This is a genomic window from Exiguobacterium aurantiacum DSM 6208, from assembly GCF_000702585.1.
Classification (GTDB): Bacteria; Bacillota; Bacilli; order Exiguobacteriales; family Exiguobacteriaceae; genus Exiguobacterium; species Exiguobacterium aurantiacum.
This window is the reverse complement of record NZ_JNIQ01000001.1, coordinates 2,455,817-2,470,070: the sequence shown is the minus strand read 5'-3', so window position 1 is coordinate 2,470,070 and position 14,254 is coordinate 2,455,817. Positions and strand designations below refer to the sequence as shown.

Here is a 14,254-nt window from a genome sequence, read left to right as displayed (position 1 = left end):
TTTAGAATGGGATGGAACTTTTAAACGTCTTCGCCGATTCAGGATTAGTGGCGAGCGATAACCGCATCTCGATTTCAAGTAAGCCACTTGTCATATAACTCGAACGACGTTTGTCATAAGTTGGATCGATAAGTTGAATTGAGATTGCTTCAAGTACGATGTTTGGGTTGCTTGGTTCATATGACTCGTTTGATAGATTGAGCGGGATAGCTTCATAGCCGGCCTCACGATAAATCATGCCTGATTCAGATATGTTTGGGTCTGATAGGCGATGGAATTGAAACGTGTCATCGATTTGAGTGACCGCATCGAATTGACTTCGGTTCACCTCCGAGAGGATCGATGAGACCAAATAGTCCGCCTCACTACGGAGCTCGCTTGTTTCATTCGTCAAGCGAAAGCCGAGCGTGCCTGAGATGAAGGCCGTTATGATGACGCCGCTCAAGATGGAGGCGACGACGACTGTCACAAGCAATTCGACTAAGGTGAACCCGTTTGATTGTTTACTTATCGTTTTCGCTTTCTGGGACAGCCGTTTCAGGGAACGGCTCACGTAACGTCGCATTCGAGATCACTCCTTTCAATCGGACGGGGGAGGACATCGTGTCCGTCGTGACAGATACTTCAAGCTCAATCGTATGACCGGATTGCGTCGGGCCAATCTCCGTCACGACTACATTGAACGATTGTCCGTTGATCTCCGCACAAAACGGACAAGGACCGCTCGGTGTCAGCGTCGTAAGAGAGAGCACGTCTTCAAGCGAAGAGGCTCTTCGATCTAACGTATGTAACGTATTCTGTGCGACTTGATTGGCAATTGTACGATTCAAACTATCATTCGTCGTTTTCAAGCTTTGACTAAATATATTTAACAAGGAGAAAGACACAATAGATAGAATAACAATCGAGACGAGTACTTCGACGAGCGTGAAACCTTGTTCAGAACGACCCAACGCGTTGACCTCCTTTTCAAAAATAGTAAAACTGTAGGAAAAAACAGTCTGTTTTCCTGATTTAATTGTTATTTTCTGTACAATGCATATTATACTAAAGTTACAGTGATTTCGGATAGTCCATCGAAAGTCTCATGGATTCACAACTAGGGGGAATTGAAATGAAGCGATATGGGATGCACTTTTTCATCCTGGCATGCCTCGTACTGCTTGTATCGTTGCCGACGATCGGGCTCGTCAACTATTTGGACGTGGCCGCGAAAACGAGTACTACATATAAAGACACGCGTGTCGCCGGCATCGACGTGTCGGGAATGACGAAACAAGAGGCGGTCATAAGACTCGACAACGCCGTCAAAGATTTCAACAATATGCCGTTCACGGTCGCCATGGTCGACGGTACGGCGCTCGAAGTCGGGAAAGACGTCGTCACGTTCAACGTCGACGGCACGCTCGACGCCATCACTGAACCGGGTGATTATCCGCTCGCCGTAGCGATCGATGAGGAGCGGCTCACCCCGTACCTCGACAACCAGCCCGTGACGATGACGATGGTGACCGGACCGCTCACGGCGTCGGCGTCACAGCTCGACTCGAACGTCACACTCGAGACGGTCACTGAAGAGAACGAAGTCGTCGCCACGATGACGATCAGTCCGACGCCGGCGATGCGTTCGGCGCTCGAACGGATGAACGGATATGAGATGAACGCTGGTGACATCTTCAGCTTGAAAGCGTTCGGAGAAGATTTTGAAGCGCTCACGACGCTCGGCCCGTCGCTGTATAAACTGTTCGCGGCGACCCCGTTCAAGATTTTGGAGCGCGTTCCGCACGAGACGCTCCCGAACGGCGTCGAGCTCGGTTACGACGTATTCGTTGACGCACAATCGAACTTCGCCGTCCAAAACACGGAACAGACGGCATACGCCATTATCGTCTTGAACGAAGGGAACACGATGACGGTGCAACTGCTCGGCAAAGCGTTCGAGGCGGCGTACGAGTCTCGCGTCGAAGAAGTCGTGAGCGTGCCGTATCAAAACGTCGTCCGTTTCAGCCCGTCGCTTCCGGCCGGCAGCTCGTCCGTGACGCAATCCGGACAAGCCGGCGAATCGGGGAAACTGTACCGCGTCCGCATCACCGAATCGGGTGAGACGCTCGAGATGCTCGGGTTCGACTTCTATGAACCGATCCCTGAAATCGTGACGAAGAGTTCGGTCCCGCTTCCGCCACCAGAGCCGGTCGAACCGGTCATCCCAACTTTTCCTGATGAACTACTGGAAGATGACCCGTTTGGTGACGATGTAGACAATGACGGATTGTATGAGTTTGAAGAAGAACCGCCGGTATTCGAAACCGTTCCGGAAACAAGCGAGGAGGCAGTCGGATGATTGGATATTTGATTTTGCTCGCCTTCTGGGTGCTCGCCACCTTGACGCTGTTCGCCTTGTCGGTCCCGACCGTACGAAAACGGGAGACGAAGCTCGTCATCGCGCTCGTCGTCGCCGTGCTATCGGTCGGCGTGTACACGATGTACATGGAATCCCTCGAGCGGACGTGGTGGGCGTTGCTCCTTCTCGTCTTCGGGGTGATGGGCGGTGCCGCTTTGAGCGTCTTCATCGAACAACGAGACGTCGAGCATCAGGAGGTACCACAGAGGATGGTGAAGTAAGGTGAGACGAACGAAGAAACGATTAGGCGAGATGCTCATCGAGGCAGGGATTATTACGACGGCCCAGCTCGATGAGGCGCTCGCTCAAAAACGACGCGGTGAAAAGCTCGGCGATACGCTCATGCGGCTCAACTATTTGACGGAGACGCAACTCATTCAAGTGTTGCATGAGCAGTTGAACGTACCGATCATCGCGTTATACGCGCAAGACATCAACGTGACCGTAACAAAGCTCGTGCCGAAGGCGATCGCCCAAAAGCACGACATCATGCCGATCGAATTACAGGGGAACACGCTGTTCGTAGCGACGGCGGATCCCCTTGATTTGATTGCGATCGATGACGTCCGGCTGCAGACGGGGATGAACATCGAGGTCGGCATCGCGACGCGGGAACAGATCCGTAAGACGATCAGCCGCTACTACGAGATGGACGCCTCGCTCATCGAGATCTTGAAAGAAGAAGCGCCCGAAGTCGAACGTCAAGAAACGGCGTCACGGGATGATGCGCCGGTCATCCGGCTCGTCAACCAGCTGTTCTTGAGCGCGATCGACCAACGCGCCTCGGATATCCACTTCGACCCGCACGAGAAGCAGCTCCACGTCCGCTTCCGGGTCGATGGTGACTTGCGCACCGAGGCGGTGTATCCGAAGAAGATTCAAAGCGTCATGCTGACACGGTTGAAAGTCATGAGTAATCTAGACATCACTGAGAGCCGCTTGCCGCAAGACGGACGCATCAAATATACGCTCCGCGACCGGCCGTACGACTTCCGCGTCTCGACGCTCCCGACGATGTACGGCGAAAAGATCGTCATCCGGGTGCTCGACTCGTCGGAAGGGCTGACCGATTTGACGAAGCTCGGCTTCGGCGAGCATAACGAACTCGTCTACCGTGACATGCTCAAACGGCCGAACGGGATCATCTTGATCACCGGACCGACGGGGTCGGGGAAATCATCGACGCTTTACGCGTCACTGAAAGAACTGAACGATGAATCGAAAAATATCATCACGGTCGAGGACCCGGTCGAGTATCAGCTCGACGGGATCAACCAAGTGCAAGTCAATTCGAAAGTCGGCCTCACGTTCGCCTCAGGGCTCCGCTCGATCCTCCGTCAAGACCCGAACATCGTCATGGTCGGGGAGATCCGGGATACAGAGACGGCGGAGATCGCCATCCGTGCCTCGCTCACCGGCCACTTGGTGCTGTCGACGCTCCATACGAACTCGGCGATCAGCTCGATCACCCGACTCGTCGATATGGGGGTCGAACCGTTCCTCGTCGCCGCCTCGACGTCCGGGCTTGTCGCCCAGCGGCTCGTCCGGCGCGTCTGTCGTGACTGTGGCCATGAACAGCCCGTCTCGAAACGCGAGCAAGAACTGTTCGCGAATGAAGGCGTCGCGATTCAGCACGTCGTCCGTGGCAACGGCTGCGCGTCGTGTAACTTCACCGGTTACCGTGGCCGCCTCGCCATCCATGAAGTCGTGCCGATCGATGAAGGGCTGCGCCGGATGATCATGAACCAGGCGACCGAGGCCGAGATGGTCGACTATGCGAAACAAAACGGGGCGAGGTTCTTACTCGCTGATGGATTAGAGAAAGTCGCGTCAGGGTTGACGACGACCGAAGAAATACTGAGAACAGTCATAACGGAGTGATGAGATGATCCATCAATCGATTGAAGTGATACTGACAAAAGCGGTCGAACAGCGCGCCTCGGACATTCATCTGACCGCGGGTTCGCCGCCGATTTTCCGCATCGACGGCAGTCTCGTAACGATGGGCGAGGAGAAAGTGTTGCCGACGCACATCGAAGGTTATTTGAATGAGATCATGACCGAGGAGATGCGGGGGCGTTTGGAAGTCCAACGCGACCTCGACTTCTCGTTCGGCGTCCCGCGCGTGTCGCGGTTTCGCGTCAACGCCTATTACCAGCGGGGGACGGTCGCCATCGCCTTCCGTTCGATTTCCGGGGAAATCCCGACGTTAAACGAGCTCGATTTGCCGCCGGTGTTGAAGCGGCTCATCGAGAAACCGCACGGGCTCATCCTCGTGACCGGTCCGACCGGGTCGGGGAAATCGACGACGCTCGCCGCGATGATCCATGAGATCAACCGGACGCAACGGAAGCGGATCATCACGCTCGAAGACCCGATCGAGTATTTGCATTCCCATAACCAGAGCATCGTCGACCAGCGCGAAATCGGTTCGGACGTCATGAAGTTCGTGAACGGACTACGTGCCGCGCTCAGGCAAGACCCGGACGTCATCTTGCTCGGGGAGATGCGCGACCTCGAGACGATCTCGACGGCGATGACGGCGGCCGAGACGGGACACCTCGTCATGGCGACGTTACATACGTCGAGCGCGATGTCGACCGTCAGCCGTATCATCGACGCGTTCCCAGCCGAGCAACAAGACCAAATCCGGACACAGCTCGCCAACGTCTTGCTAGGCGTCGTCAGCCAGCGCTTGTTCCCGCGTGTCGACGTCCCGAAAGGACGCGTCGCCGCGATGGAGATCATGCTCGGCAACGCGGCCGTCGCCAACTTGATTCGCAATGAAAAAGAGTTCCAGCTCCCGACCGTCATCCAGACGAACCGGCAGAGCGGGATGCAGTCGATGGACGCATCCATCGAGCAACTCGTCCGGCAAGGTATCATCAACCCGAACGCCGTGCCGAACGAAGAAATGAGGTAAGCTTATGGCCATATTCCAATACGAAGGCAAGCTCTTGAACGGGCGCCGTAAAAAAGGCCGCATCACGGCCATCTCGCTCCGCGAGGCGAAAGAGAAACTCCGCGAAGAGTCGATTCTCGTCACCGAGCTGTCCGAACTCGAGTCGACCGGGCTCAACACCGAGATCAACCTTCTTCCGGAGCGGGTGAAGATTGAGCATTTGATCATGTACGTGCGCCAGTTCGCGACGCTCATCCGGGCCGGTGTGCCGATCGTCCGGGCGACGTCGATCTTGCGCGTCCAAACCGAGTCGAAAGTGCTGAAGAAAACGCTCAGCCAAGTCGAGGACGATTTACGGGAAGGGATCGCCTATTCCGAGGCGATCAAAAAGCATCCGCGCGTGTTCTCGAACTTCTTCAGTTCGATGGCGCTTGCGGGCGAGGCGAGCGGGAACTTGGAGGAAGCGCTCGACCAAATCGGGCTCCAGCTTCAAAAGCAGTATGATGTGAAGCGAAAAGTCATCTCGGCGTTGACGTATCCGCTCGTCGTGTCGATCGTCGCCATCGGTGTCGTCGCCTTCCTCATGGTGAACGTCGTGCCGACGTTCGCGAGCATCTTCGGACAGCTCGGAGGCGAACTGCCGCTCATCACCCGTCTCGTCGTCGCCGTCTCAGATTTCGTCGCCGCCTATTGGTGGCTCATCTTCGGGGTGGCACTCCTCGGTATCCTCGTGTTTACGTGGATGTTGAAGCGGGACAAGGAAAGGTTCATCATCGACGGGTTGTTGCTGAAGATGCCGATTTTTGGGCCAATCGTCCTAAAGTCACAGATCGCGTTACTGACGCGCAGTCTCGCCGTCTTGCTTCAAGCCGCCGTGCCGATTTTGTCGGCGATCGAGATTACCGAGAAGATCGTCTCGAACCGCGTCATCCGTAAAGGGCTCGGGGAGGCGCGCAACAGTATGGCGCAAGGCATCCCGCTCCATGAGCCGCTCATGCGCAACAACAACTTCCCGCCGCTCATGACGCAAATGATCGCGGTCGGCGAGGAGAGTGGGGATTTGGACTCGATGTTGAACGAAGTCGCTGAGTTTTATGAGACAGAGGTCGAGACGACGACGGACCGCTTGAAGTCGATCATCGAGCCGTTACTGATTGTCGTCTTGGCGAGCATCGTCGGCGTTATCGTTATCGCCATCGTCGTGCCGATGTTCCAAATTTACGGGGATATCCAAAATCAGTAGAAAATTCTTAGTTTATGCACATAAACTACTTTTCAACACCAAATTTTGAATGTATAGTAAAATTGTTCTACTTGTTCTAGGTCTTATGTAATATACGTAGCATACAACACAGCAAAACACACAAAAGGGGAGAATCAGTCATGTTAGAAAAAATGAAAATGATTTGGCAAGATGCGAAACAATTGAAAGATGAGCGCGGCCTCACACTCGTCGAGTTGCTCGTCGTCGTCGTAATTTTAGGAATTATCGCAGCCATCGCCGTCGTCGCGATTGGTGGAATTATCGAGAACTCGAAGAAGGATGCAATGGTTGCGGATGCGAAGCAGATGGTAAGCGCGGCGAAATTACATACTGCGTCAAATCCAGGGGCGACAACTTTAGATTTCACTACAGGTGAAGGCGCAAACTATATTTCTGGTCTTAAAGATCCATTCAACAAAACTGCCCCAGAAATGTATTCGACAGCCTCTGTAGCTATAACAGAAAATGGTGGGAAATATTCTTATGCTGTCACTTTGACTAGTGACGAAGCAAAATACAGCTTTAAAGCTTCGCCTGAATCAAACTTAAACAAAGCAGAATTAGAAAAAGCTAAATCAACTCCTGATCCAGAATAAAATAAATTTCCTTTCCGGCTGGAGCTGGGCACTCGCTCAGCCTAGCCGGTTTTCTATTTTTGGCATATACTTACAGAAGGAGTGACCAGATTGGTTGACCTCATTGGACTCATTTACAGCATCGTGCTCGGAGCGGTCATCACTTCGTTCACGAACGTCGTCGGGCTCCGCGTGCCACAGAAGCAGTCGATTGTGACGCCACGGTCGCACTGCCCGTCTTGCGGCCACGTCTTATCGGCATGGGAACTCGTTCCCGTGTTCGGCTACTTGTTTCTCCGTGGCAAATGCCGCGGCTGTGGCGGACGGATCGCGCCGACGTATCCGCTGTTCGAACTGCTCGGGGCAATCGGCTACGGCTACAGCTTTTGGCTGTACGGCTTCTCAGGGACGACGCTGCTCGCGTTCGTCTTCTTGTCGACGCTCCTCGCTTTGGCGATGTCGGACTTGTCGACGATGCTCGTGCCGAACGTCATTTTGCTTTATACGGCGCCGGCCCTGCTCGCTCTCGCTTACGTATCAGGGGCGACGTGGTGGGGCCCGATCGCCGGGGCGTTGTTAGGATTTTCGGTCCTCGCCACCGTTTTTTTCGTCTCAAAAGGGGGACTTGGAGCCGGCGATGTCAAACTATTTACAGTGATCGGACTCGTGCTCGGACCGCGTGACGTGCTCGTCGCGTTGTTCCTCGCGAGCTTGATCGGTGCCGTCGTCGGTCTCGCGTTGATCGGATTGAAACGGATCGGTCGCAAACAGCCGATCCCGTTCGTCCCGTCGATCGCGCTCGGGACGATGCTGACGTTTTGGTTCAGCGAACGCTTTTTTGATTGGTATTTTGATTTATTGTAGGGGGAAACTAGCATGAGCCGGGCTATAGAGAAAGGAACGGTCGCGTACTTCTCGTTCGATGCGCTCAGCATCCACGGGGCCGTGATCAAACAAGGCGTCTTCAAACGGAGCGCCTCCGTCCAGTTGGCGAAGAATGCCTACGCCGAAGGGCGGATCCAAGACGAGAACGCGTTCGGCCTCGCCTTCGACGAGTTGTGCCGAAAATTGAAAGTACGAAAAGGGATGGTCTGTGCCGTCGACATGGCCGAGACGGAAGTGTTGTCGCGTAAAGTCGATATCCCATCGAATATCCCAAAAGACGAGATCCGCGGTTATTTGTTCATGGAGATCGGCAGTTCGATCATCTTGCCGTTCGACGACGTCGCCTTCGACTATGAGGTGCTCGGCGAGACGGAGATGAAGACCGAGGTCATGCTGCACGCCGTTTCGGTCGAGTTGACGAAAGCGATTCGCGGTTACATGAAAAAGCGCGGCTTCGTCTTGAAGAAAATCGTCCCGCGCCCGGTCGCCATTGCCAACGGCGTGGCCCGTCTCGAGACGCTCGACCCGCTCAAGTCGACGCTCCTCTGGCACGTGACGCCGTTCGCGCACCAGTTGCTCGTCCTTGAGGAAGGACAGGTCCGTTTCATCCGCGCCATCGAGACCGATCTCTCATACCGCTCGGATACGACAGACGGCGGGGTTACATACACGTTCAACGGTTCGAACGAGACGCTTTCGAGCCAGACCGACGATTGGTTGAACGAGCTGTCGCGCTTCCTTGACTTTTATCGCTACTCGCTCCGTACGGATGGTCGCCCGATCGACGAACTCCTCGTCTCCGGGACGGTCCCGGAACTCGATGACCTCGTCCGGACGATCGAGGCGGAAGCGATGGTGCCGGTCAAACGGATCGACGACCCGCTCCCGTTGTCACACGCGACGCCGCTGTCGCACCAGATGTTGCCGCTCCTCGGGATGGCGACGCTCGACCGTGACCGCGACGCCAACTTCATCAATTCGACCGACGTCACGCTCCGCTGGCCGATCGTCGCGAGTCTCGCGTCTCTTCTCATCGGTGGAGGGCTCGCCGGCTTCTTGTACTATGAAGTGCAAGGGCTCGAACGGCAAGAAGCGCAAGTGAACGAACAGTTGCAGCTCGTCCGCATTTATCAGACGGAACAAGTGAACTCGAAAGGGCAACAAGTGCTGTCGCTCGAACAGACGGTGACGTCGCTTACGAACGAAGAGAAACAAGCGGTGCCGGCGCTCCGAGCGCTCACCGAACAGTTGCCGCCGACCGGATACGTCTTGACGTACAATTACGCCGACGGCTCGCTCATGAGCGTCCGCGCCCAGTTCGAGACGTTGCCGGACTTGAACGCGTTTCAACGCGCGCTCTTGACCGACCCGCGCTTTGAGAACGTCAAACTGCTCGGCGTCACGACCGAGACGAAAGCCGACACGGAGACGGACACGGATGAACCGACTCGTCTGACGGACGAGCCGCTTCCGCGTTACATCGGTGAATTCACGTTCACGTTTGTCGACGTCGAAGAGCCTGAGACCGAAGCGACGACCGATGAGGAGGTGGTGAGCCAATGAAACGTTCGACGATCTACTTAGTGTTCACCTTGTGCCTGTTCACGGCCATCGCCGTCCCGGCTTACTTTGGCTATACGTATTTCATAAAACAAGGTGACGTGAAAGCGCTCGAGCGCGAACTGTCGCTCGAACAGACGAAGCTCGAGCTCATGCGCCAGGAAGGTCGCGCCGTCGACGTCGCCGACTCGCAGCGACTCCAGACGCGCGTCCCGGCCGAGCCAGCGTTAGACACCGTCGTCGAGGCGTTGTCGCAGGCGAGCCAGCTCTCAAGCGTCAACGTGACGAGCATCGCCTTCGCGGACGGTGTTCTCGCCGAATCAGAAGTGCCGGAGACGATCGAGACACCGGAACCGGAAGACGTCAGCGCAACGTCTGAACCGGCGACACCGGTCGACATCACCCCGGTGAACGCGTCCTCGGTGCGGACGACCGTTTCGCTTCAAGCCGAGACGTACGACGCGCTCGTCCTCTTCCTCGAGTCGGTCGAGTCGATGAACCGGATCCACATCTTGCGGACCGTTCAGTTCACGGGACCGGCCGAGACGGGACCGAACACGACGGACGTGATCGCGCCGCTCGACTTCACGGTCGAACTCGACGCCTTCTATCGCCCGGACTTGACGCAACTCGTCGACGACCGGTTCGTGCCGACGCAAACGTTCCCACGCAAAGACATCCCGGTATACGACTACACGACGCCATAACGCGACGTCCCTTCGAAATGAAGGGGCGTTTTTCAATCGGCTGGCATTGTGTTCGGCTGCCCTTTTGCCTACAATCAACAGGGAAGTGTGAAACGGGAAGGAAGCCCGTTATCTAAGATGAGAAGGAGTCGATACAATGAAACCAACACAGAAACGTGTCATCCTCGCCTCGATGTCACCGCGGCGGACCGAACTATTGGCCAAGGCCGGCATTCACCACGAGGTCATCCCGTCGAACGTCGTCGAGGGCGTCAACGGGCGCGAAGCGGCAGATGAATACGTCGGGCGCCTCGCTCGTGAGAAAGCGATGGACGTCGCCCGAGACAATCGTGACGCCGTCGTCATCGGATCGGACACGGTCGTCGTCCTAGACGGGAAGATCCTCGAGAAGCCGAACGACCGGGAAGAGGCGCGGCGGATGCTCGGACAGTTGTCTGGGGCGACGCACGACGTGCTCACCGGTGTCAGCATCATCGGACCCGAGCGGCAAGACTTGTTCGTCACGGCGACGCGCGTCACGTTCATCGACATTCCGGAGACGTGGCTCGAAGCGTATCTCGATTCACAGGAGCCGTATGACAAGGCCGGCGCCTATGGCATCCAAGGCTCGGGCGGTCTGTTCGTCGAGCGGTTAGAAGGCGACTACTACAACGTCGTCGGCCTGCCGCTCCAACCGCTCGTCCGGACGCTTGAAGGTCACGGGGTGACGCCACGCTTTCTGTGATTGATGTAGAAAGTAGGTGAAGGAATGACCATGGTGCTCGACCGTAGTGCTGAAACCGCCATCGCCAGACTGCTTCAAATCGGAGGGCGGGGCGGAGACCCGCACGCGACCGCCCGACGACTGTCCGACGTGTATCCGACGCTTCGGGCGCTGTCGCAGGCGTCCGTGAGCGACTTGTGCAAAATCGAAGGGATGACGCAAAAGAAGGCCGAACAGTTGCTCGCGGCGTTCACGATTGGGATCCGTTACGTCGAAGAACCGAAGTCGGAGATGCCGACGATTCGCTCGCCGCAAGACGCGTACGAGCTGCTCCGGGACGAGCTACGGCTCCTCAATCAAGAGCATTTCGTCTGTCTGTACTTAAACACGAAAAATCAACTCATCGCCCGGAAGACGCTCTTCGTCGGCGGGTTGAACTCTTCGATCGTCCACCCGCGGGACGTGTTCCGCGAGGCGCTCAAGCTGTCGGCGGCGTGCTTCATCGCCGTCCATAACCATCCGAGCGGGGACGCGACGCCGAGCCGGGAAGACATCGAAGTGTCAGAACGGTTGGTCGAAGCGGGGAACATCGTCGGCATCGCCTGTCTCGACCATGTCATCATCGGGGAGGACCATTACGTCAGCATGAAACAGCGCGGGTATATGAATGGATAAACCAAAAGAGCAGGACTCTCATTGAACTGCTCCCTGTCAAGTAGACAGGGCAAATAATGAAAACCAGCCTAGGCGGCTTGAGTCCTGTATTCGACAGGGCTCAAGCCGTTTAGTCGTTTCTGGAAACGATCATGGTTGTAGAACGATATGTAGGCCTCGATGGCTGATGTGAGTTCGCTGTAGGCCTGGAACTCACGCAAATAGTACATCTCGACTTTCAGGGTACCCCAAAAACCCTCAATCGGGGCGTTGTCGAGACAACGTCCGACCCGGGACATGCTGTGGGTCAGCCCCGCGTCTTCCACCATGCGTTTGAACCCTCTCGAGGTATATTGGAACCCTCGGTCGCTATGGATCATCGGACTCGCTCCTGAACGGAGCCCCGCGATGGCTGGGATCATCGTCTGGAAGACGAGCGCGTTGTTGTTGGATTTCCCGATGCGATAGGCGACGATCGAGCCGTCATAGAGGTCGATGATCGCGCTCAGATACGCCTTCTTCCCGGCGCCATATTTGAACTCGGTGACGTCGGTGCACCACTTCTCGTCCGGTCGGGACGCGCTGAATTCCCGGTTCATCAGGTTCTCGGCCACATGTTGCGGTGACGATTTCTTATGCCGCTTTCGTTTCTGGCGGATGACCGAACGGATCTCATGGATGCGCATGAGACGATAGATCCGCTTCTCATTGTATGCCGGCAGGCCATGTTGACGTCGTCTGCGGTTGATTGTCATGGTGAGCCGTCGATAGCCGTAGGTCCCGTTCACCTGGTCATAGAGGAGACGGATGTCCTCCAGTAAGCCCAAGTTCTCCTCCTCGCGTACCGAGACGGTACGCTTCAACCATTTGTAGTAGGCGGCCCGTGAGACCTGCGCGATTTCACACAGGAGCACGACCGGGAACGTGTCGGTCGTCGACATTTCCTCGATCGCCATGTAACGTAATTGTAGCCGGATTTGGCTGATCAACCTCTCCTCTCGATCTCCTCTAACTTTTTTAGGAACAGGTTCTCGGCCCGCAGGCGCTCGTTCTCCCGCTCGATCTGTTGGATGCGACGTTCGAGCTTCTCTTCGTTGGTCAGTTCCTCTTCTTGCTTCGTCCGTCCGCGCCGGTCCTCGAGCCCGTGCACGCCGTCGGCGTCATATTTTTTCGTCCAGCCGTAGACCTGGTGGTACGACACGGCGAATATCTCGGCCGTCTGTTGATAGTTCCGTCCATTGTCCAGGCAATACCTGACGATCTCCATGCGTTCCTCGAATGTGGTCTTTCTCCCTTTTGTCATAGCTCGATCCATCCCTTTTCTCGAATCTGTTAACTCGCTATGACTAGTATACTTCTTGATCCACCGATATAGAACCGAACGACTACTGATTTGATGTCTGGAGAGGACTTCCACCATGGTGACCCCATCGAGATAGTCACGTACGGCCGCTATTTTCTGTTCCTTTGTGTACAGTTTCCATGTCCTCGACTCCTTCAAGGCGTCGATTCCGCCGGTCTCGAATTTCACTTTCCACACCCGGAGGGTATGCTCAGAGACGTCATGGGCCTCCTCGATTTCCTTCCACGTATATGTTTCTTCTTCCATCATCCGTAGTGCACTCAGTTTTTGTTCGATTGAATGCCGACTTCTCGCCATAAAAAACACTCCCCAATCAGATAAACAGATTTGTTATTTCATCTGTCTACCTATTGGGGAGCATATCACATCGAGTGCCTGCTCTTTTGGTTTATTTTATAATGTTACACCTATGGTAATGCCTTCTAATGCCTCTAACTTAAAGTAAAGGTTTATACCCTGAAGCACCTTCATTAACATTCTTTTGAATCGAGCCTTCTTCTGCGTATATTAAATAGCTTTCGTAGCCTTTTGAGAGACTGCCATCCTCAATCAACCCATAGTCAGCTGATGGCATCGAAGGCAGAAAATGAAGTCCATAGCCGTCATTCAAATCAATCACGACCCAATTCATATCCTCAAAACGAGGTAAATCATTCTGCACGAAATCGATGAGACTCGCTTCAGTGATTAAAGACCGATCAGAATGAACGTGAACATATGTACCGATTCGTTCCGTTTTTGAACCGTTCATGACAGGACGTTCTGAAAAGTTACCTAAAGCTGTGTTTTTACTATCAGCTTGCTTTTGTTGCTCGCTTTCTGATTCAGGATTTTTTTCATCGGTGTCGCTTTCTATATTTGCCTCGACATCTTCTTTAATCGGTGCGGTTGAAGTAGCTTGATTGTTCTCTTCTGAACCGAGAATCCCAGAGACTGCAATGACAAAGATGAGACCGAAGAACATTGTGAAGACGACACGTCCGAGTTTGTTGAATTTCTTATGTTTCCACATGAGGAACACCCCGAGTGGGAAAAATAAAATCAACGAAATCATGACAAACCATGTTTTTTGATAAAATTTCACGCTAAACCCTCCTTAGACAATAAGTTACAAAGATAACATTAATATTAATTGGGAACAACAGGGAAATGGCAATCGTTTATCTTGCATGAGAAGCCATACATATTTTGGGTAGAGCTTATTCTAAATAAGTAGCTATGTTAGGATAGATTACGAGGT

15 protein-coding genes are annotated in these 14,254 nt (G+C 54.6%); 11 read left to right on the top strand and 4 right to left on the bottom strand.

The features are described from left to right. Position 1: 1 nt before the first annotated feature. Entirely contained in the window at positions 2-565 is a 564-nt protein-coding gene (locus P398_RS0113015; protein WP_051638915.1) for a prepilin-type N-terminal cleavage/methylation domain-containing protein, read from the bottom strand. Further along, the gene (locus P398_RS0113010) at positions 504-953 is read right to left on the bottom strand and encodes a type IV pilus modification PilV family protein (RefSeq protein ID WP_029335631.1); all 450 of its coding nucleotides are present in this window, start codon (positions 951-953) and stop codon (positions 504-506) included. The genes P398_RS0113015 and P398_RS0113010 overlap by 62 nt, the downstream gene beginning before the upstream one ends. Positions 954-1,114: 161 nt before the next feature. On the opposite strand from P398_RS0113010, the gene P398_RS0113005 reads away from it, so the two are divergent. The 11 genes from P398_RS0113005 to radC all read left to right on the top strand — a co-directional run bounded on the left by P398_RS0113005 (position 1,115) and on the right by radC (position 11,672). Next, positions 1,115-2,341 carry a G5 domain-containing protein gene (locus tag P398_RS0113005; protein WP_029335630.1) on the top strand — a complete coding sequence of 409 codons (1,227 nt, stop codon included), beginning with the start codon at positions 1,115-1,117 and terminating at the stop codon, positions 2,339-2,341. Beyond that, positions 2,338-2,622 (top strand): hypothetical protein, encoded by a 285-nt coding sequence (locus tag P398_RS0113000; RefSeq protein ID WP_024369853.1) that lies wholly within the window; start codon positions 2,338-2,340, stop codon positions 2,620-2,622. The genes P398_RS0113005 and P398_RS0113000 overlap by 4 nt, the downstream gene beginning before the upstream one ends. Before the next feature lies 1 nt (position 2,623). Further along, positions 2,624-4,282, top strand: coding sequence for a GspE/PulE family protein (locus P398_RS0112995; protein ID WP_024369854.1), 1,659 nt, complete (start codon positions 2,624-2,626; stop codon positions 4,280-4,282). A gap of 4 nt (positions 4,283-4,286) precedes the next feature. Next, a complete protein-coding gene (locus tag P398_RS0112990) occupies positions 4,287-5,324 on the top strand; it encodes a type IV pilus twitching motility protein PilT (protein ID WP_029335628.1) in 1,038 nt (345 codons plus the stop codon). Between the two features lie 4 nt (positions 5,325-5,328). Then, positions 5,329-6,546: a type II secretion system F family protein gene (locus tag P398_RS0112985; protein ID WP_029335627.1), complete on the top strand. Its 1,218-nt coding sequence runs from the start codon at positions 5,329-5,331 to the stop codon at positions 6,544-6,546. 140 nt (positions 6,547-6,686) lie between these two features. After that, positions 6,687-7,163, top strand: a complete 477-nt coding sequence (locus P398_RS17060; protein WP_051638914.1) for a prepilin-type N-terminal cleavage/methylation domain-containing protein — start codon at positions 6,687-6,689, stop codon at positions 7,161-7,163. Positions 7,164-7,253: 90 nt separating this feature from the next. Next, positions 7,254-8,006: a prepilin peptidase gene (locus P398_RS0112975; RefSeq protein WP_029335624.1), complete on the top strand. Its 753-nt coding sequence runs from the start codon at positions 7,254-7,256 to the stop codon at positions 8,004-8,006. Positions 8,007-8,018: 12 nt separating this feature from the next. Further along, entirely contained in the window at positions 8,019-9,590 is a 1,572-nt protein-coding gene (pilM, locus tag P398_RS0112970; protein ID WP_029335623.1) for a pilus assembly protein PilM, read from the top strand. Beyond that, entirely contained in the window at positions 9,587-10,294 is a 708-nt protein-coding gene (locus P398_RS0112965; RefSeq protein WP_029335622.1) for a hypothetical protein, read from the top strand. Before pilM ends, P398_RS0112965 begins: the two co-directional genes overlap by 4 nt. A gap of 136 nt (positions 10,295-10,430) precedes the next feature. After that, the gene (locus P398_RS0112960; RefSeq protein ID WP_029335620.1) at positions 10,431-11,018 is read left to right on the top strand and encodes a Maf family protein; all 588 of its coding nucleotides are present in this window, start codon (positions 10,431-10,433) and stop codon (positions 11,016-11,018) included. Positions 11,019-11,048: 30 nt separating this feature from the next. Beyond that, a complete protein-coding gene (gene radC, locus P398_RS0112955; protein ID WP_235263391.1) occupies positions 11,049-11,672 on the top strand; it encodes a RadC family protein in 624 nt (207 codons plus the stop codon). Positions 11,673-11,740: 68 nt separating this feature from the next. On the opposite strand, the gene P398_RS16645 is transcribed toward radC, so the two are convergent. Together P398_RS16645 and P398_RS0112940 are read right to left on the bottom strand one after the other, a co-directional pair. Continuing rightward, positions 11,741-13,311 (bottom strand): IS3 family transposase gene (locus P398_RS16645; protein ID WP_115336706.1). Its coding sequence is split into 2 segments (ribosomal slippage): positions 11,741-12,672 and positions 12,672-13,311, totalling 1,572 coding nucleotides; the frame shifts between segments, so codons are not numbered across the junction. A gap of 139 nt (positions 13,312-13,450) precedes the next feature. After that, positions 13,451-14,098: a hypothetical protein gene (locus tag P398_RS0112940; protein ID WP_029335616.1), complete on the bottom strand. Its 648-nt coding sequence runs from the start codon at positions 14,096-14,098 to the stop codon at positions 13,451-13,453. Positions 14,099-14,254: the final 156 nt, after the last annotated feature.